Source organism: Nocardia cyriacigeorgica, from assembly GCF_010858045.1.
Lineage (GTDB): Bacteria > Actinomycetota > Actinomycetes > Mycobacteriales > Mycobacteriaceae > Nocardia > Nocardia cyriacigeorgica_E.
Map to the genome: position 1 here is coordinate 34,874 of NZ_JAAGVC010000036.1, position 18,884 is coordinate 53,757.

The 18,884-nt window shown below is 69.2% G+C and carries 18 protein-coding genes and 1 pseudogene; 4 read left to right on the forward strand and 15 right to left on the reverse strand.

Features of this window, described 5'->3' with window-relative positions:
• Positions 1-75: 75 nt before the first annotated feature.
• Positions 76-699: a riboflavin synthase gene (locus tag GV790_RS23160; protein WP_163816012.1), complete on the reverse strand. Its 624-nt coding sequence runs from the start codon at positions 697-699 to the stop codon at positions 76-78.
• A gap of 848 nt (positions 700-1,547) precedes the next feature.
• On the opposite strand from GV790_RS23160, the gene GV790_RS23165 reads away from it, so the two are divergent.
• Positions 1,548-2,018, forward strand: coding sequence for a hypothetical protein (locus GV790_RS23165; RefSeq protein WP_163816014.1), 471 nt, complete (start codon positions 1,548-1,550; stop codon positions 2,016-2,018).
• Between the two features lie 18 nt (positions 2,019-2,036).
• Here the strand turns inward: GV790_RS23165 and rpe are convergent, their stop codons facing one another.
• Complete coding sequence (gene rpe / locus GV790_RS23170; RefSeq protein ID WP_138447591.1) at positions 2,037-2,693, reverse strand: ribulose-phosphate 3-epimerase; 657 nt, start codon at positions 2,691-2,693, stop codon at positions 2,037-2,039.
• A 128-nt stretch (positions 2,694-2,821) separates the two neighbouring features.
• Between rpe and GV790_RS23175 the strand changes: the two genes are divergently transcribed.
• Positions 2,822-3,244, forward strand: coding sequence for an ATP-binding protein (locus GV790_RS23175; RefSeq protein WP_163816016.1), 423 nt, complete (start codon positions 2,822-2,824; stop codon positions 3,242-3,244).
• Between the two features lie 137 nt (positions 3,245-3,381).
• Complete coding sequence (locus GV790_RS23180; RefSeq protein WP_163816045.1) at positions 3,382-4,155, forward strand: SigB/SigF/SigG family RNA polymerase sigma factor; 774 nt, start codon at positions 3,382-3,384, stop codon at positions 4,153-4,155.
• A gap of 7 nt (positions 4,156-4,162) precedes the next feature.
• On the opposite strand, the gene GV790_RS23185 is transcribed toward GV790_RS23180, so the two are convergent.
• From GV790_RS23185 to GV790_RS23215, 7 genes and pseudogenes are all read right to left on the reverse strand, one after another.
• Complete coding sequence (locus GV790_RS23185; protein ID WP_163816018.1) at positions 4,163-4,510, reverse strand: MmcQ/YjbR family DNA-binding protein; 348 nt, start codon at positions 4,508-4,510, stop codon at positions 4,163-4,165.
• Between the two features lie 335 nt (positions 4,511-4,845).
• Positions 4,846-6,255, reverse strand: a pseudogene (locus tag GV790_RS23190) (RsmB/NOP family class I SAM-dependent RNA methyltransferase); the annotation flags it as partial.
• A gap of 590 nt (positions 6,256-6,845) precedes the next feature.
• The gene (gene fmt / locus GV790_RS23195; protein ID WP_163816022.1) at positions 6,846-7,769 is read right to left on the reverse strand and encodes a methionyl-tRNA formyltransferase; all 924 of its coding nucleotides are present in this window, start codon (positions 7,767-7,769) and stop codon (positions 6,846-6,848) included.
• Complete coding sequence (def, locus tag GV790_RS23200; protein WP_163816024.1) at positions 7,769-8,311, reverse strand: peptide deformylase; 543 nt, start codon at positions 8,309-8,311, stop codon at positions 7,769-7,771. The genes fmt and def overlap by 1 nt, the downstream gene beginning before the upstream one ends.
• Positions 8,312-8,467: 156 nt before the next feature.
• Complete coding sequence (locus GV790_RS23205; RefSeq protein ID WP_163816027.1) at positions 8,468-9,493, reverse strand: esterase/lipase family protein; 1,026 nt, start codon at positions 9,491-9,493, stop codon at positions 8,468-8,470.
• Between the two features lie 62 nt (positions 9,494-9,555).
• Positions 9,556-10,203 (reverse strand): PadR family transcriptional regulator, encoded by a 648-nt coding sequence (locus tag GV790_RS23210; RefSeq protein WP_163816029.1) that lies wholly within the window; start codon positions 10,201-10,203, stop codon positions 9,556-9,558.
• Positions 10,204-10,346: 143 nt separating this feature from the next.
• Complete coding sequence (locus GV790_RS23215; protein ID WP_163816031.1) at positions 10,347-10,925, reverse strand: TetR/AcrR family transcriptional regulator; 579 nt, start codon at positions 10,923-10,925, stop codon at positions 10,347-10,349.
• Positions 10,926-11,003: 78 nt separating this feature from the next.
• Between GV790_RS23215 and GV790_RS23220 the strand changes: the two genes are divergently transcribed.
• The gene (locus GV790_RS23220) at positions 11,004-11,849 is read left to right on the forward strand and encodes an NAD(P)H-binding protein (RefSeq protein WP_163816032.1); all 846 of its coding nucleotides are present in this window, start codon (positions 11,004-11,006) and stop codon (positions 11,847-11,849) included.
• A 107-nt stretch (positions 11,850-11,956) separates the two neighbouring features.
• Here the strand turns inward: GV790_RS23220 and GV790_RS31335 are convergent, their stop codons facing one another.
• The 6 genes from GV790_RS31335 to mihF all read right to left on the reverse strand — a co-directional run bounded on the left by GV790_RS31335 (position 11,957) and on the right by mihF (position 18,723).
• Positions 11,957-14,560 carry a primosomal protein N' family DNA-binding protein gene (locus GV790_RS31335; protein WP_280213526.1) on the reverse strand — a complete coding sequence of 868 codons (2,604 nt, stop codon included), beginning with the start codon at positions 14,558-14,560 and terminating at the stop codon, positions 11,957-11,959.
• A gap of 73 nt (positions 14,561-14,633) precedes the next feature.
• Positions 14,634-15,845, reverse strand: coding sequence for a methionine adenosyltransferase (gene metK / locus GV790_RS23235; RefSeq protein WP_163816034.1), 1,212 nt, complete (start codon positions 15,843-15,845; stop codon positions 14,634-14,636).
• A gap of 326 nt (positions 15,846-16,171) precedes the next feature.
• Positions 16,172-17,395, reverse strand: coding sequence for a bifunctional phosphopantothenoylcysteine decarboxylase/phosphopantothenate--cysteine ligase CoaBC (coaBC, locus tag GV790_RS23240; RefSeq protein ID WP_036537816.1), 1,224 nt, complete (start codon positions 17,393-17,395; stop codon positions 16,172-16,174).
• 84 nt (positions 17,396-17,479) lie between these two features.
• Positions 17,480-17,761, reverse strand: a complete 282-nt coding sequence (gene rpoZ / locus GV790_RS23245) for a DNA-directed RNA polymerase subunit omega (RefSeq protein WP_036537817.1) — start codon at positions 17,759-17,761, stop codon at positions 17,480-17,482.
• Between the two features lie 47 nt (positions 17,762-17,808).
• Positions 17,809-18,381 carry a guanylate kinase gene (gene gmk, locus GV790_RS23250; RefSeq protein ID WP_051016591.1) on the reverse strand — a complete coding sequence of 191 codons (573 nt, stop codon included), beginning with the start codon at positions 18,379-18,381 and terminating at the stop codon, positions 17,809-17,811.
• Between the two features lie 21 nt (positions 18,382-18,402).
• Entirely contained in the window at positions 18,403-18,723 is a 321-nt protein-coding gene (mihF, locus tag GV790_RS23255) for an integration host factor, actinobacterial type (protein ID WP_163816037.1), read from the reverse strand.
• Positions 18,724-18,884 lie beyond the last annotated feature (161 nt).

The following is an 18,884-nucleotide window of genomic DNA, read 5'->3' on the forward strand; positions in this document are numbered from 1 at the left end:
AATAAGGTGCCACCCCACACTACTGGGTCGGAAGTGTCACTCCGGAGGCAGTGGTCCGCCTGGTGGACGGTGTGCTCAGCCGCGTTGCCGAAGGCGTTCGACGTACTTGGCGATGACGTCGACCTCCAGGTTGACCAGGGTGCCCGGCGCGGCGGTCCCGAGGTTGGTCATCGACAGGGTGGTCGGGATGAGCGAGACCTCGAACCAGTCGCGGTTACCGTCGGCCGCGGGGGTTTCGGCGATCCCGAGCCCGGAGACGGTCAGCGAGATGCCGTCGACGGTGATGGAACCCTTCTCCACGACGTACTTCGCGATGGCGTCCGGCAGCGAGATGCGCACGACCTCCCAGTTCTCCGAGGGCGTCCGGGAGAGCACGGTGCCGGTCCCGTCGACGTGGCCCTGCACGAGGTGCCCGCCGAGGCGGCTGTTCAGGGCGGCGGCGCGCTCCAGGTTCACCTTGGCGCCCGCGGTCAGGCCGCCGATGCTGGAGCGGTTGAGGGTCTCGGCCATCACATCCACGGTGAAGGAGTCGCCGTCGACGACATCGACGACGGTCAGGCACACACCGTTGACGGCGATGGAGTCGCCGTGGCCGGCATCGGAGGTCACCAGCTTGCCCCGGATCGTCAACCGCGCGGCGTCGGCCAGCTGCTCGGTGGCGACGATCTCGCCCAGCTCCTCGACGATGCCTGTGAACATGCCTGACTCCCTGTCGCGTGTGGTCTTCCGGTTGCGGAACGGTCGTGACCGGGGTCGGTATTCCCCGTGGCCGTGCCGTGCTCGTGATCGAAGCCTAGTGAGCGATACCGGGCAGGGTGAGCGCGGCCGGATCGGTTCCGGGTCGGCCGGCGAGCGCGGCCGCCCGTGGTCCACCGACTCGCCGACCGATGCCACGCCGGACGACGAGACCGTGACGCGCCGTGGAATCCGACCTCAGGGATGTGTCGCGGCCGCTGTGCGAACACGGATTATTTTGCGGCGACTAATTCTCTATCGGTATTCAGAAAAATACTGTTCGTTCGGTCCGTAGACTTTGTTGCACCGCTTTTTCCGAAACGCACAGAAAGATGTCATTCCGCGTCCGTACACTCGGTGCCCGGCCGAGACGGCGCCGAAACATGAATTTCCGCAATCGCTTGCACGGGGACCGATATTGTCGCAAAATCGTTATGTAGCCGACTCCGACCGTTCAACAGCACCAGCTTTTCCGTACGGCAGAGTGACTGTGGACGGCAGAGTCCTACACGGCAGTTCGATCTCGGCACGCCACACGTGACACCTCACCATCGACCAGCGCAACCGGCGACCGGATAGATGGGCAGGCCGCACAAAGATCGTTGTGCAGCAGTCCATTCCGTCAGTCGACGGGATGCGCTCGGCCGACCGCGCCACGAGGCCGATCGCGCGGCGCGCCACCGCACAACAGGCACATCCACCACTCCAGGAAGCCGAAAGATCATCGTGGACAGAATCGAGATCGACGCGGACACCGAACCCGTCGATCAGTACACATCCACCAGCGAAAACCACACCACCGGGGGTGCGGCGTGACCACGCTCGTCGATTTCACACTGGAAAACCGCTGCGTCAGCTATCGGCGCGAATTCCAGTTCCCAGCCGTTATCGACCCCACCTCACGACGCATCCTGCTGAAAATGGGCGCCCGCTACGGCGCCATCACCATGCCCGCCGAACTCGGCGAACAAGTACAGCAGCGGCTGCGCCTGGCAGGCATCGCCGGCCCCGTCGTCGCCCACCCACGCGCCCGGCGCTGGACCTTCCTCACCGGCCCCGCCCGGCCCGACAGCCTCAGCGCCGCCGAATCGGCCGAACTCTTCCGCCTCTACGCCACCGTCGCCAGCGCAGGCAGCCACATCGTGCTGCCCTCCCCCGACGACGAACGCACCGGCTACCGCAGCTGGGTACAGGCCCCCGAAAGCGGCACCGACCGGCCACCGCAGAGCGCCGTCATCGAGGCCACCCGAGCACTCGGCACCCGCACGATCAGCCGAGGGTAGCGGCCCGGCGACAACCGCTCAGCGCGCCCACACCGTGGCGGCCTGCCTGCGCAGCGTCTCCACGGTGGCGCCGGGATCAGCGGTGTTGTACACCGCGGAGCCCGCGACGAAACAATCGATACCGGCCGCAGCGGCTTGCTCGATGGTGTCGGCATTGATACCGCCGTCGATCTCCACCACCAGCCGCAACTCCCCCGAATCCACCAGGCGCCGCACCGTACGAGCCTTGTCCAGCACATGCGGAATGAAGGACTGACCGCCGAAACCGGGCTCAACGCTCATCACCAGCAGCGTGTCGAAATCCCGCAGGATCTCCAGATACGGCTCGATCGGCGTATTCGGCTTCACCGACAGACCCGCCTTCGCTCCCGCCGCCCGGATATCGCGGGCCACCGCCACCGGATCGTCGGTGGCCTCCGCGTGGAAGGTCACGTTGTAGGCGCCCGCCTCGGCGTACGGCGGCGCCCAGCGGCCCGGATCCTCGATCATCAGATGGCAGTCCAGCGGAATGTCGGTGGCCTTCAACAGGCTCTCCACCACCGGCAGGCCCAAGGTCAGATTCGGCACGAAATGCGCGTCCATCACATCGACATGCAGCCAGTCGGCGGTGGACACGGCATTCGCCTCGTCCGCGAGGTGAGCGAAATCGGCGGACAGGATCGACGGAGCGATCATCGGGGACTCGGGGCGGGAGAACGTCGGCGTGGACACAAGGCGGGAGTTTAACCGGCGGGCGCCGCCACTGCGGGGCGGGTCACAGCCGCGGTTGGGTTGCCCGGGCCAGGAGTGGGTAGCCTCATGGCGTGATCAACATTTCGGCGGAACAGGGGCTCTACAGCACCCCGGTGGAGATTCGGGTCGCTGCATCGGTCAGTCAGTTGCCGATCGTGCGCGGGCTCGCCGAAACACTGGTCCTGCTCAGTGATTTCACCCTGGACGAAGTGGCCGACATCCGGCTGGCCGTGGACGAGGTGTGCTCGACCCTGATCGCGGTTGCCGCACCCGAGAGCAGCCTGCACTGCCGATTCACCGTGGGCGATCTCGAACTGCAGGTACGGGTCTCCGGCGTGGCCGCCGAAGAGGGGCTGCCCGATCAGCGCAGCTTCGGCTGGCATGTGCTGCGCACCCTCACCGATTCGGTGCAAGCCTCCCAGGAACCCTTCGATCAGGCCGTCTCCGGGTACCCCACGACGGTCGAATTCCGTCGCGTCCGGGGGAAGGCGTAGTGCGCGACGAGGACACCGTGCTCGACCCCTCGGACAATGACGGTGCTCCCGAGACGACCGACCAGCCCGAACCCACCGGCACCACCGACCAGCCCCCCGCCGACGCCGAGCAGCCTGCCGACGCCGACGAGGACACGATCGAGACGGCGAGCCAGGTATCCGGCTATGACGACGTCGCGGCGCTGTTCACCCGGTTGGCCGCCACCGAGGCCGGAACCGACGCCTACACGACGCTGCGTGACGAGCTGATCAACCGCTGCATCCCGCTCGCCGACCACATCGCCCGCAAGTTCAGTGGACGCGGTGAACCCTTCGATGACCTCACCCAGGTCGCACGCGTCGGGCTGGTGCATGCGGTGGACCGGTTCGACGTCGAACGCGGCTCGAACTTCCTGTCCTTCGCCGTGCCCACCATCATGGGTGAGGTCCGCCGCTATTTCCGTGACAACACCTGGGCGATGCGGGTGCCGCGACGGGTCAAGGAAACCCATCTACGCATCGGCGCCGCGGTCGACTCGCTCTCCCAGACGCTCGGCCGCTCGCCCACCGCCAAGGAGATCGCCGCCGAACTCGACGTCGACCCCGATGAGGTCACCCAGGCCGTCATCGCGGGCAACGCCTACCAGCCCACCTCCATCGACGCCGCCTCCGCCGGACGCGATACCGACGCATCACTGCTCGACACGCTCGGCGAGGAGGAATCCCAGTTCGACCGGGTGGAGGAATATGTCGCCATCCGCCCACTGCTGGACGGCCTGCCCGAACGCGAGCGCCGGATCCTCACCATGCGGTTCTTCGAATCCATGACCCAGACCCAGATCGCGCAGCAGATGGGGATCTCGCAGATGCATGTCTCCCGCATCCTGGCGAAAACCCTTGCGCGGCTTCGGGAGCAGTCCTCGCGGGAGTAGCGGCGAGTCAGCCGGTGCGTTCGCGTTCCTTGCGCATTTTCGCCGGCGCCGACAGCCACCACGCCGCGTCCAGCAGTTCCCGCAGCTGGTCGAGCTCGACCCGATCGAGGTCGATGAGGATGTAGGGATAGCCGTCGTAGTGCGGGGTGGTGTAGTACGCGGGATCACCCGAGGCCAGTAACGCCTTCTTCTCCTCGGGATCGCACAGCAGCACCAGCCCGCCCTCGGCCTCCACTCGCAGCCGCGCGAACCCCTTCTTGCCGACCTTCAACGCGGGCGTGCGCCACCAGGTCGACTCCTCGACCCCCGGCAACTGCGTCGCCAGCGCCACCACGCCTGCCCAATCGATCGCCATACCGTTCAGTGTGCGCCGAGGTCGGGCCTGCGACTTGGATAAATGTCGCCTGGGCACGGAAGCGGATCTGTGATGGCCGTGCGGCACAGGCAGGCCTGCCGCCGACGCGCCGTCACGCTCCGCCCGCCGGCGGCGCTACCCGCGCCGCCATTGATCGCCGGCACCCGGAACCCGGCACAAGAGCTTGCCGACGAACCGCGACGCGCAAGCGCTGTGCCCCGGACCTGAGCCCGGATCCGGCCGCCCGGAATCCGAGGGTTGCGATCTCAGCCGCGGCAGCGCGCCTCTCGCGCGGCGACCACCGATCTGACCGAGGAGACGACCGCGCGGGCGACCTACAGCGGTTTTCGCAGGGCCGCCAGGAACATCGCGTCCGTGCCGTGGCGGTGCGGCCAGAGCTGGGCGCCCGGGCCGTGACCGAGATCCGGTACGCCGGGAACCAGTTCGCGAGTGTCGAGCTGAACGGCGCCGGTGCGGCGGACGGCGTCGGCGACCACGGCCACGGTTTCCGGCAGGTGTGGCGAGCAGGTCGAATAGACCACCACCCCGCCGGGGCGCAGCAGTTCCCAGGCGGCGGCCAGCAATTCGCGTTGCAGGACGACCAGTTCGGCGACGTCGGCGGGGGTGCGGCGCCAGCGGGCTTCGGGTCGGCGGCGCAGCGCGCCGAGACCGGTGCAGGGGGCGTCGACCAGGATGCGGTCGTAGCCGGGAGTCAGTCCGCTATCGCGGCCGTCGGCCACGTGCACCCGGACCGGAAGATCGACGGTGGCTTTGCGGACGAGTTCGGCACGATGTTCGGCCGGCTCGACCGCGTCCACCTGGAAGCCGTCGATGGCGGCGAGCGCGCCGAGCAGCGCCGCTTTACCACCGGGGCCGGCGCACAGGTCGAGCCAGCGACCGTTGTCCGCTCCGTCGAGCTGCGCGCGGGTGAGCGCGAGCGCGACCAGCTGACTGCCTTCGTCCTGCACCGCGGCCATGCCTTCGCGCACGGGCTCCAGCTTGCCGGGATCGCCACCCTCGAGATACACCGCATACGGCGACCAGCGGCCCTCGTCCCCGCCGGTGACCAGCGCCAGTTCTTCGGCGGTGATATCGCCGGGCCTGGCCACCAGATGCACAGCGGGGCGGGCGTCGTCCGCGGCGAGGGCGTCACCGAGTTCGGCGGCGTCGGCGCCGAGCGCGTCGGCGAAGGCCTGCGCGATCCACGTCGGGTGCGCGTACTCGAACGCCAGATGGCCGACCGGGTCACGCGGGGCGAGCAGCTCGACCCATTCGGCCGCGTCACGCTCACCCGCCCGCCGCAGCACCGCATTGACGAAACCGGCTTTGCCCGCGCCGAATTCGGCTCGCGCCAGCGCCACCGAGGTGTCCACCGCGGCGTGCGCGCCGATGCGGGTGCGCAGCAATTGGTAGACGCCGAGGCGCAGGATGTCGAGCAGCGGGCCGTCGATGTCGGTGACCTCACGGCCGGCGCATTCGGCGATCACCGCGTCCAGCACGCCCTGCGCACGACACGCCCCGTACCCGAGTTCGGTGGCCAGCGCCGCGTCCCGGCCCTCGAGCCTGCGTTCACGCAACAGCCCGGGCAACACCAGGTTGGCGTAGGCGTCGCGTTCGCGCACCGCACGCAACGTCTCCAGCGCGACCTCCCGCGCCGGATCGACCGATGGCCGCCGGCCACCGCGATCCTGCGCGCGTCCACCCGTTGCGCTGCGCGAACCGCCGGTACTGCGCCGGTCGCCGGAACGTTCGGCGCCGCGACCGGCGCTGTCCGAGCCACGCCGATCACCGAAGCGTTCCCCGGCCTGCGCGGCGCGGCGCCCCGAACTGCCCGAACCACGCCGATCACCCGACTGCGCGCGATCGTCGCCACGCGGACCGCGGCGATCATCGAAACGCTGCCCGGCCTGCGCCGCACCGCCGCGACCCGAGACTCCAGAGCCACGGGGACCACCCGTACGCTCGCTCGATTGCGATCCGCCGCCACCCGGACCCCGCGCACCGCGGCGATCATCGAAACGCTCGCCCGCGCGCGATCCGCCGCGACCGCCGGAATCACGACGGTCACCTCGGCGCTCACCCGACGGCTTGCCGCTTCCACCACTCGACCCACGACGATCGCCGAAGGTCCCGCCGGCGCTCGCCGGACCGCGACCGCGACCGGACGAATCCCGGCTCCCTCGACCGGCTTCCCCACTGCGGCGCTCGCCCGACGTCCGAGCGGAATCCGAAGGTGCCGAAGGTCGTTCGTCCCGGCCGCTACGACCGCCGACCGGCTTGTCACGGTGACGCTCGCCGCTGCCCGTTCGGCTGCGACGGTCGCGATCGTTGTCGTTCATTCGACCACCGCGCCCGGCTCGAGGCGGGCGCCGCGGGCCCAGTCCAGGGCCGCCATCATGCGTTTGCCTTGCGGCTGCACCTGATTCAGGCGGACAGCGGTCGTCGCGGTGCCGACGTAGACACCGGTCTTACGGACCTCGATGTGCCGCTCCGGCAGCTGATCCTCGACCAATTCGACCGGGCCCAGCTTGAGCCGGTTGCCCGCGACGACGGTCCAGGCGCCGGGGGCCGGGGTGACGGCGCGGATGCGGCGGCTGATGGCGAGGGCGGGCTGATCCCAGCGCACCCGCGCCGCCTCCACCGAGAGTTTCGGGGCATAGGACACTCCGTCGGTGGGCTGCGGAACCGCTTGCAGGGTCCCGTCTTCCACGCCGTCGAGGGTCTTCTCCAAGAGGACGGCGCCGCTGTCGGCCAGCCGGTCGAGCAGCTCGCCCGCGGTGTCGGTGACGGAGATGCGTTCGGTCACCACGCCGAAGACCGGGCCGGTGTCGAGTCCGGTCTCGATCTGGAAGGTGGAGGCGCCGGTGAATTCGTCGCCGGCGTCGATGGCCGCCTGTACCGGTGCGGCACCCCGCCAGGCGGGCAGCAGCGAGAAGTGCAGGTTGATCCAGCCGTAGCGCGGAATGTCGAGTACCTGCCGCGGCAGCAGCGCGCCATAGGCCACCACCGGGCAGCAGTCGGGCGCCAATTCGGTGAGCTGGGCGACGAATTCCGGGTCGGCGGGGCGGGCCGGGGTGAGCACCGGGATGCCGTGCTCGTCGGCCAATGTGCCGACCGGCGACCGGGTGACCTTGCGGCCACGTCCGGCGACGGCATCGGGCCGGGTGATCACCGCGACCACCTCATGGCGAGCGGAGTCGATGAACCGCCGCAGCGACGGCACCGCGGGTTCGGGTGTGCCCGCGAACACGATCCGCATCAGCGACTCCGCTCGGCGACCGACCGGCTGGGACGCACGGTGATTCCGGCGGCGAACCAGTCCGATTCCCGGATCGAACGCATCGCGTCCTTGCGGTCGGCGGGCTCGAGCCGGTCGATGAACAGCACACCGTCCAGATGATCGGTTTCGTGCTGCACGCAGCGCGCGAGCAGGCCCTCGGCGTCGAACTCGACCGGCGCGCCGGTCATGTCCACGCCGGTGGCCCGTACGCGCAGCGCCCGGCGGGTGTCGTAGCGCAGGCCGGGGATCGACAGGCAGCCTTCCGGCCCGACCTGCTCGTCGTCGCCGAGCACCGTCCAGCTGGGATTGACCAGGTGACCGGCGGCGTCGCCGGTGTCGTAGACGAACACCCGCAACCCGACCCCGATCTGCGGGGCGGCCATGCCGACGCCGCCGTCGTCGTGCATGGTCTCGGTGAGGTCGGTGACCAGCTGCCGCAGCTCACGATCGAATTCGGTGACCTCCGTCGCGCGGGCTCGCAGGATGGGGTCGCCGAACAGGCGAACGGGCTGAATGGTCACGGCGGCTCCCGGGAGTACGGAGGAAAGTCGGTCGCCCCATTCTAGAGAGCACGCCGGGCGGGCCGGAGATCCCGGATGCCGCGACCGATTGCTGGTACAAATCCGGTGCGGTCCGGGCGGGGTGTCGAGCCCTCCGTCCGGCCGTCTCCGCTCGACTCAGATATTGCCCCCGATGACGACCTGCGGGATGCCGGTGCCCAGCTGCACCGGCTCGCACACCGGGGTGGGCGCTGTGGCCGGATCGAGAGCTTCCAGCAACAGTTGCATCACGAACGGGTCGTACACCATGTGGAAGTGACCGGTCATGTTGGCCGGGCAGCGATCCTGGATCACCACGTTCTCCGCGCCGGGACCGTGCAGCGCGATGTTCTCGAACGGCTGGATCATCTCATCGACGCGGCTGCCGATGGTCACGTAGTGCACGCCGGGCACGGTGTCGCCGCCGGCGTTCAGTTCGAGCATGATCGGTGAACCCTGCGCCTGCTGCACCGCCGCCAGCGACGTGACCTGCGCGAACGCCTCCAGCACTCCGGGGATGGCCTGGGCGATCGGCACCAGCCCGTACATCACCCCGCCGTAGCTGGGCGAGGCGAGCCCGACCCAGCGGCCGACGTTCTCGGCTCCGCCGAGCTTGTTGATGTAGTAGCGGGTGACATTGGCGCCCTGCGAAAAACCGACCAGATCGACCTTGTCGGCACCGGTCGCCGCGAGCACCTCGTCGACGAAACCACCGATCTGATGGGCGCTCAGCCGCAGATCTTCGGTGCCGAAGCTGACCGCACCCGGTTTGCCGCCGTAGTTGAGCGCGAACACGCAGTACCCCTCGGCAGCCAGCCGCGGTGCGATGGCCGACCAGTCGGAATAGGCGCTGGCATCGGTGCCGTGGGCCAGGATGACCGGGCGTGGATGGGCGGCCGTCGGCGTACAGCCGAAATCGTTGGTGCCCTCCGGTACGGCGTCCGGATGCGATTTCATGTACAGCGCGGCGGCCAGATGATCCGGTTGCGGCGGCGCGGACGCTGTCGGTACCAGCGGCGGTCGATATCCGGGCGGCTGGGCCCCTGCCGACCCGGACAGCGCCGTCGCCGAACCGATGAGGACGGCGGCCACCGCGAGGCCGGCGAGCGCGACGCGACCTCGTTGTGATGTTCCCCGACCCCACAAACCCCGTGTTTGTTCCATATCACAATGATCTACCCGATCCGCCCGAAAAGCGCGCCCTGGACGGGGTATTCACCACCCCGTTATTTTTCGGGGGTCTCGTCGTCGGCCAGGATGCGGTAGAGCGAACGGCGGGCCTCGGTGAGCACATCGGCCGCCTTCGCCGCCTGTTCCGGTGTACCGGCCGCGGCCACCTGGGCGACCGCGCCCATGAGCTGACCGACCAGTGCGCGTAGGTCGATCGCCTGTGCTCCGACATCCTGTGTGACGTCGGCCCACGGATCGCCGAGATCCTCACGATGCTCCTCGACGTAGGCGGTGCCGGATTCGGTGAGTTTCGCGGTCTTGCGACCGGCGACCTTCTCGATGAGCACCAGGCCCTCGTCTTCCAGCTGCGCCAGCGCGGGGTAGATGGATCCGGGGCTCGGTCGCCACAGATCGTCGCTGCGTTCGCGAATCTGCTGGATGAGTTCGTACCCGTGCATGGGGCGTTCGGTCAGCAGCAGCAGGATGGCCGCGCGGACGTCACCGCGCCTGCCGCGCCCGCCGCGACCACGTCCGCGGCCGAAACCCGGGCCGAAGCCCGGCCCGAAGCCGGGGCCGAATTCCGGACCCCAGCCGTGCCGTCCGCCGCGACGGAACTGTCCGCGCCGCGGGCCGCACTCGTCGAATCCGGGTCGTTGCCTGCCGCCGTGGCGACCATGTCCTCGATGCGTTTCTGCGTTTTCCATGTCGAGCCTCCTCAGACTCCGATGTTGTTGAACACTATCAACGATATATCGGCAATCTATCCACGACAACCCCTTGGTCTGCGATCCACCGCACACCGTCGGCCTGCCACCCCCCGGATGACAGGCCGACGCTCGGAGAGCGATCAGGTAGCCAGCGAGTCGATCCAGCGCGCCAGTCGATCCCCCTCCGCCTCCATCAGGCGTGGATCACGAAACGTGTTGGTGAGCAACGAAATACCCTGATACGCGGCGATGAGCGCGACACCGAGTTCGGCCGCGTCCGCCCGCCCCATCTGCTCGAACTGCCGCTGCGCCCAGTCCACCAGCACACGCATGGCGTCGGCCACCTCCGCATCCAGCACCTCGGGCCGCTTGTCCATCTCCGAGGCGAGCGTGCCGAACGGGCAGCCGAACTGCGCCGCCTGTTCGCGCAGGTCGACCCAGCCGGCGATCAGAGCGCGCAGCCGCTCTTGCGGGGTATCGAGACGATCGAGCTCCTCGAGCAGATCCCCGAGCCTGCGCCGATGCGCATCGATCGCCGCCTCGATCAGCTGATCCTTGGTCTTGAAGTAGTAGTAGACGTTGCCGACGGGCACCTCGGCCGTCTTCGCGATATCGGCGATGGTGGTCTTTTCCACGCCACGTTCGTAGAAGACCCGAACGGCGGCGTCCACCAGACGCTCCCGCTTCCCCACCTTCACCGCGGTCTGTGAGTCAGTCATACAACTAACTGTAGACAACTCCGTCACGCGTCCGCTATGTTTCTCGCAGTAAGTCAGCCAACTAACTAAGGATGAACGATGATCGTGGTCACCGGAGCAACCGGAAATGTCGGCACCGCCCTGGTGGGCGCCCTGGCAGCAGCAGGCGCGGACGTGACGGCCGTCTCGCGCACCGTCGCAGCCGACGCCGTCCCGCACGGCGTGCGCACCCAGCAGGCGGATGTGACGGATCCGGAGAGCTTGCGGCCGGTTCTCGACGGCGCCGAGGCACTGTTCCTGCACGACACCGGCATGAGTGCGCATCTGATGCGGCCGGCCGACATTCTCGATGTCGCCAAGGCCGGCGGCGTGCGCCGAGTAGTGCTGCTGTCATCGCAGGGCGTGGCCACCCGGCCGGATTCGGTCTCGCACGGCGCGATCGCGCGTACCTTCGACGAAGCCGTCCGCCAGTCGGCGCTGGAGTGGACCATCCTGCGGCCGGGGGCCTTCGCCTCCAACGCCTTCGCGTGGGCCCCTTCGGTACGGGAAACACGCACGGTTGCCGCGCCATTCGGCGATGTCGGCCTGCCCGTCGTCGACCCGCGCGATATCGCCGAGGTCGCGGCAGCGGCACTACTGAGCGGCGCGCACAGCGGCCGGATCTACACGCTCACCGGGCCCGAGCGCAGCACCCCGCGCCAGCGGGCAGCAGCGCTGGCCGATGCTCTCGGTGAGCCGGTCCGATTCATCGAGCAGACCCGGGCGCAGGCGCGCGACGCGATGCTGGCGTTCATGCCCGAGCCGGTGGTCGAGACCACCCTCGACATCATCGGCGCACCCACCGGCGCCGAGCTGCTGATCAGCCCCGATATCGAGATGGTGCTCGGCAGGCCCGCGCGTACCTTCGCCGAGTGGGCGTCGGCACATATCGAGGCGTTCCGCTGAGATCAGAAGTCGCCGGTGTGCGCGGTCGGCGGCCGGCGCGCATGCACGCAGCACGGACCGTCTCATCGCGTACTCGGGGCGACCGCGGCGCACCGACCCCCGGATGGTCAGCCGATGTCGATGGGATCGATCTGCACCCGCAGCGGAGCGTCGGAGCGCTGGGCGCTGCGGACGGCCTGGGCGGCGGACAGGGCTCGGGACAGTGCGGCGGCGTCGTGGCGGGGCGTGCGCAGCAGGACACGTTCGACCTCGGCGGGTGAATCGCCGGTGAAGGGCTTCCGTGCGAACGGCGGCAGCGGTACCGGCCCGAGCAGATCGGCCGAGTCCGGAAGCGTTGCGGCCGCGAGGAGTTCGGTGATGGCCTCGGCGGTACCGTCGATGGCGGCCATGCGAACCGCGGGCGGGAAGCCGACCTCCGCGCGGCTGTCGACCTCGGCTCGGGCGTGGCCGATCGGATCCCAGCGGATGAGGGCCTGGACGGTGGGAATGGACGGTTCGGCCATCACCAGCACCTGACCGTGCGCGCGGACCAGGGCGGCGGCGGTCATCCAGCGGCGCAGGGCGTCCTCGGCGGCGCGCAGATCGGCCCGGCCGAGTAGCGCCCACCCGTCGAGCAGCAGGGCGACGCCGTAACCGCCGGGCAGGACAGGTTCGGCGCCGACGGTCGCGACCACCACCTGGGGCCCGGGTTCCACGGTGTCGAGCACAGCGCCGCCGCCGGAACCGCGGATCGGCACACCGGGAAAGGCTCGCCCGAGTTCCTCCGCGGTCCGCGTCGCTCCGATCACCACCGCCCGCAAGGCCCGCGAACCACAAGCGGCGCAACGGAAACCGGCCTCGGTGCGCCCACACCAGCGGCAGGCGGGACTGTGTGCGATATCTGCGGATTCCGGACCGGCCTGCCGGGGCCGGTCCGGCAGCGCGAGCGGACCGTTACAGTGCCGGCAACGCGCGGGCGTGCGGCATTTCCCGCAGGCCAGGGCGGGCACGTAGCCGCGCCGAGGCACCTGCACGAGCACCCCGGCACCCTCCTTCAGCGCCGAACGTGCCGCGGCGAAGGCCGCGCCCGGTATCCGTACCGCGCGCGCGACGGGATCGCGTTCCAAGGCCAGGTCGGTGTCCCCCGGCGCACTGATCCGCGGCGTAGCCGAGCGCAGTGTCGCGCGATCGGCGACGAGATCGTGCGCCCAGCCGGAATCCACCACCGCCTGGATCTCGGCCGTACGCGCGAATCCGCCCGCGACAAAGGCCGCACCCGTCTCGTACGCGCGCAACATGGCCACCTCCCGCGCGTGTGGGTAGGGGGCGCGTGGTTCGGCATAGGTGTCGTCGCCGTCGTCCCAGATGGCGATCAGTCCCAGCTCTCGGGCGGGGGCGAACACCGCGGCGCGGGTACCGACCACCACCGTGGCGCTCCCGCGCAGCACCGCCAGCCAGCGCCGGTAGCGCGCCGCCGGCCCGAGCCCCGCCGACAGTCCGACCGCCCGCTCCCCCACCAACCGCTGACATTCGGCCAGTACCCGATCCAGATCACGCTGATCGGGCACCATCAGCACCGCACTTCGCCCGCCGGCGACCACCACCGCCGCGAGCTCGGCCAAACGCGCCGCCCACTGTTCTCCCGGCAACGCCTGCCACGCCGCCCGCACACCCCGGCCCTGCGCCAGTGCCTCGAGGAAGCTCGCACCGTGCAGGTATCGATTCCATGGCGCGAGATCGACACCGGCGCGGTCCACTAGTTCGGCAGGGTTCATCGCCTCCGGTGCGTGCGGCTCGGCCGGTGCGCCACCCGGACTTTGCGCTGTATCGAGGTCATTCGGCTCGTTCGAAGCGCGCGGCCGTTCGGGTCCATGGGATACACCGAGATCATTCGGCTCGACCGAAACAGGGGGCAGGCCAGGTCCGTTCGACCGGCCCATATCCGGACTCGGCGCGGCTGTCGTCGGAATCGCCTCGTTCTCCGGGCTTTTCGGGCTACGGGCTGCACTAGGGCTCGAGTGCTGCGCTCCACCCGCGCGATCAGTCCCTGCACGGCCGCCGTCGCCATCTTCCTCGGCGCCGGCTGCACCGACTGGGCCCCCCGTGGGTTTCGGCGCGGCCGACGAGGATGAATCGCCCGTGCTCACAACGCTATTCGGGATGCCCCCGGGCTTCGCGGATTCGGGGTTGTCCTGTGTTCGTTGCGCAGCGGTGCCCTCGGTTGCCGTTGTCGCCGACCGGATATCCTCATCCGCCCGTTCGGCCATGGTGTCGTGTGGCGCCCCGGCCGGCGCATCGACTTCTTCCGCAGCGCTTTTCGTGGTCGCCTTGGCGGTCTTGGGCTTCGCGGGTCCGCCGTTTTCGGTGCGGGCGTGCCGAGGCGGAATCGCCAGGCGCAGCACGTCGGCGCGGCTGCCGGCGTACCGGGCGGCCACCGAGTTGACCAGGCGCAGAATCTCAGGAGTGAGGACGCGTTCGGCGGAAACCACGCGATCCAGCGGCACCAGCTTGCCCGTATGGTCGGTGCTGGCGAGCCGGTCGAGCAGATAGCCGTCGACCAGGCGCCCGGCGAACCGGATCCGCACCCGCACGCCCGGCTGCGCGATCTCGTCGAATTCGGGCGGGACGAGATAGTCGAAATCGCGATCCAAATGCGCCGGAGTGAGCAGCGGGAGCACCCGCGCGATCGGCAGCGCGAGGGCCGGAGCCTGCCGTGCGGACGCCCCCGACACAGCCGACACCCCCGGCGACGGTTCGTCGCCGGGGGTGTGGTCGGCCGCGAGTTCGTCCACCCGGGCGCGGAAACTACAGGCCGGCGGCGGCGCGCAGCTTGTCGGCGCGGTCGGTGTGCTCCCAGGGCAGGTCGACGTCGGTGCGGCCGAAGTGACCGTAGGCGGCGGTCGGCGCGTAGATCGGGCGCAGCAGGTCCAGATCGCGGATGATGGCGCCCGGACGCAGGTCGAACACCTCGGTGATGGCGCCGGCGATACGCGCGGGATCGACCTTCTCGGTGCCGAAGGTCTCCACGAACAACCCGACCGGGGCGGCCTTGCCGATGGCGTAGGCGACCTGCACCTCCACCCGGTCCGACAGGCCGGCGGCGACGACGTTCTTGGCGACCCAGCGCATCGCGTAGGCAGCCGACCGGTCGACCTTCGACGGATCCTTACCGGAGAACGCGCCACCACCGTGGCGGGCCATGCCGCCGTAGGTGTCGACAATGATCTTGCGGCCGGTCAGACCGGCATCGCCCATCGGGCCGCCGAGCACGAACTTGCCGGTGGGGTTCACCAGCAGCCGCACATCGGCGACATCCAGGCTGGGCAGCGACAGATCGGCCAGCACCGCGTCCACGACTTTCTCGCGGATATCGGGGGCGAGCAGGTTGTCCAGGTCGATATCGGCGGCGTGCTGGGTCGAGATGACGACGGTGTCCAGCCGGACCGGACGATCACCGTCGTATTCGATGGTGACCTGTGTCTTGCCGTCGGGCCGCAGGTAGGGCAGCACACCGGACTTGCGGACCTCGGTGAGCTTGCGCGAGAGCCGGTGCGCCAGCGCGATCGGCAGCGGCATCAGCTCGGGGGTGTCGGTGGTGGCGTAGCCGAACATCAGGCCCTGATCGCCCGCGCCCTGCTGCTCGATCTCGTCGTCGGAGCCGCCGACGCGCGCCTCGTGCGAGGTGTCGACGCCCTGCGCGATATCCGGCGACTGCGCGCCGATCGCGATGTTCACACCGCAGGAGTTGCCGTCGAAACCCTTTGCCGAGGAGTCGTATCCGATCTCGAGCACCTTCTCCCGGACGATGCGCGGGATATCCGCGTACGCCTCGGTGGTGACCTCACCGGCCACATGCACCTGGCCGGTGGTGACCAGGGTCTCCACCGCGACCCGGCTGCGCGGATCCTCCGCGAGCAACGCGTCGAGGATGGAATCGCTGATGGCATCACAGATCTTGTCCGGATGACCCTCGGTCACGGACTCACTGGTGAATAGCCGACTGCCGGTCGTGCGCACAGTTGTTCCCTCTCCCTCAACGGGTTGCTCTTCTCGGTTTGCGACCCTAGCGCCGCATTGCCGCTGGTGCGATGCCTACGGTCGGCGACATCGCTCGCGGCGGCAACGGTGCCACGCCGGGCGCGAACCCTGATCCCAGACTATTCCAAACCACCGACGCGCCGGCCCGCCGTCCCGGACCGCGGTCCCGGCTCGCGATGGCACCGTTCGATTTCCCGTTCCCATTAGACGCTGCCGCCCGGCTCCCGCGCATGCAGTTGGCACGATTACCTCGCTCCCGCAAGGCATCTCGCAGCAACGCATGGTCGACGGCCCGGCATGGTCGCTCAGCTCAGCAGCGGCCCGAGCGCATCGAGCACCCGGCTGGCCAGCAGCGCCTTGGACCCGTGGTCGAGTGCCTGTTCGGTGCCGTCGGCGCCGAGCAGCCAGCCGTCATTGGTGTCGACCTCGAACGCCTTGCCCTCACCGACCGCGTTCACGACCAGCAGATCGCACCCCTTGCGGGCCAGTTTGGCGCGCGCATGGGTGAGCACGTCACCGTGCTCGTCACCGGTTTCGGCGGCGAATCCGACGATCGCGGTGCCCGGCAGCTGGCCGTCGGCGCGGGCCTGGACCAGTCCGGCGAGGATGTCGTCGTTCTTGGTCAGGGCGATGGTGTCGGGTTCGCCGGCACCCTTCTTGATCTTGGCCGCGGCCACATTGGTGGGCCGGAAATCGGCCACCGCCGCCGCCATGATCACCGCGTCCGCACCGGCCGCGTGCTTGTCGACCGCGGTCTTGAGCTGCTCGGCGGTGGTGATGTGCACCAGCTCCACGGCCGCCGGGGCCGCCATCTCGATGGTGTTGCCCGCGATGAGTGTCACGTGCGCGCCACGCTGGGCCGCGACCCGAGCCAGGGCGTAGCCCTGCTTGCCGGAGCTGCGGTTGCCGAGGAAACGCACCGGGTCCAGCGGTTCCCTGGTGCCGCCCGCGGTCACCACCACCCGGCGGCCTTCGAGATCACGCGGAATGGCGTCGGCACGTTCGAGCAGCAGCGAGGCCAGGCCGAAGATCTCCTCGGGTTCGGGCAGGCGCCCCGGGCCGGTGTCGGTGCCGGTGAGCCGGCCCGAGGCCGGTTCCATGACATTGGCGCCGTGGGCACGGAGGGTGGCGACATTGGCGACCGTGGCGGGATGCTCCCACATCTCGGTGTGCATCGCGGGCGCGAACAGGATGGGACATCGCGCGGTGAGCAGGGTGGCGGTGAGCAGGTCATCGGCGCGGCCGGTGGCGGCGCGCGCCATCAGATCGGCGGTCGCGGGCGCGATGACGACTAGGTCGGCTTCCTGCCCGAGCCGCACATGCGGCACTTCGGGCACGTCGGAGAACACCCCGGTGTTGACGGGGTTGCCGGTCAGTGCCTCGAAGGTGGCCTTGCCGACGAACTGCAAGGCCGACTCGGTGGGAATGACCCGGACCTCGTGCCCGGTTTCGGTGAAGCGGCGCACCAGCGCGCACGCCTTGTAGGCGGCGATGCCCCCGCCGACCCCGACAACGACCCGTGTGGTCATTGCGCCTCCTGTGTTGTGCGGGACACCAGCGCCCGATGTGCCCGGCGAGCCACGGTGCCGTGCACCGGCCTCACCGGGACGTGGTCACTCGCCTTCGGTGTGCTCGAGCAGGTCGGCGTGGATCTCACGCATGGCCACCGACAGCGGCTTCTCCTGCGCGATGGGCTCGACCAGCGGGCCGACGTACTCGAGGATGCCGTCGCCGAGCTGGTTGTAGTAATCGTTGATCTGACGTGCCCGCTTGGCGGCGTAGATGACCAGGGCGTACTTGGACGAGGTGCGCTCGAGCAGCTCGTCGATCGGCGGGTTGGTGAGACCGATCGGAGTGTCGTAGGCGGGCGCGGAGATGGTGTCCGTACTGCTCACTAGGGGGGCTCCTGCGGGTTGTTGACCGATATTGTCGCGGACGGGTGTCACGAACTCGAATTTGTGCTAACGAACAACGATACCAACTGCTCGCAGGCGCTGGTCACCTCGTCGTTCACGATCACGATGTCGAACTCGTCACAGGCGGCCAGTTCGGTGCGCGCGGTCTCCAGCCTGCGCTCGATGACCTCCGGCGATTCGGTGCCGCGCGAACGCAGCCGCGAGACCAGCTCGTCCCAGCTCGGCGGGGCCAGGAACACCAGCAGCGCCTCCGGCATCGCCTTACGGACCGAGCGGGCGCCTTCCAGATCGACTTCGACCAGCACGGGCAGGCCTTCGGCCAGCGCCGCGCGGACCGGGGCGGCCGGGGTGCCCGAGCGTTGCAGTCCGCCGTGGATATCGGCCCATTCGAGCAGATCACCGGCCTCGATCATCGCGTCGAATTCCGCGCGGCTGACGAACCGGTAGTCACGGCCGTCGACCTCCCCGGGCCGTGGGGCCCGGGTTGTGGCCGACACGCTGAACACCAGGTGCGGTAGGCGTTCGCGAACGCAGCGCACCACGGTGGACTTGCCCACGGCCGAGGGGCCGACCAGAACGACCAGCCGACCCTTCGTCATGTGTTCGACCACCGGCGGTTGTCAGGCGCCGAGGTCGAACTTGGCCAGCAGGGCCTTACGCTGCCGATCGCCCAGGCCGCGCAGACGGCGGGTGGGAGCGATCTCCAGCTCGGTCATGATCTCGGCCGCCTTGACCTTGCCGACCTTCGGCAGGGCCTCGAGCAACGCCGACACCTTCATCTTGCCGATGATCTCATTGGTCTCGGCATCGTCGAGGACGCTCTTCAGGTCGGTGCCGCCACGCTTCAAGCGATCCTTGAGCTCCGCCCGAGTGCGGCGAGCGGCCGCCGCCTTCTCCAAAGCAGCGGCGCGCTGCTCGTCAGTCAGCTGGGGAAGGGCCACGGTTCCTCCGTCTCATCGTTCATTGCATCAACTACTGCCCAATTACCCGGCAGTGACAGCGACCGTACCCACGACTCCTGCCGATTGCGAACCCACCCCCCAGGTCAGCGCATGATTCGACGATGCCGTAGGGGACGCCGGACGCAATGCCGACCCCGGCC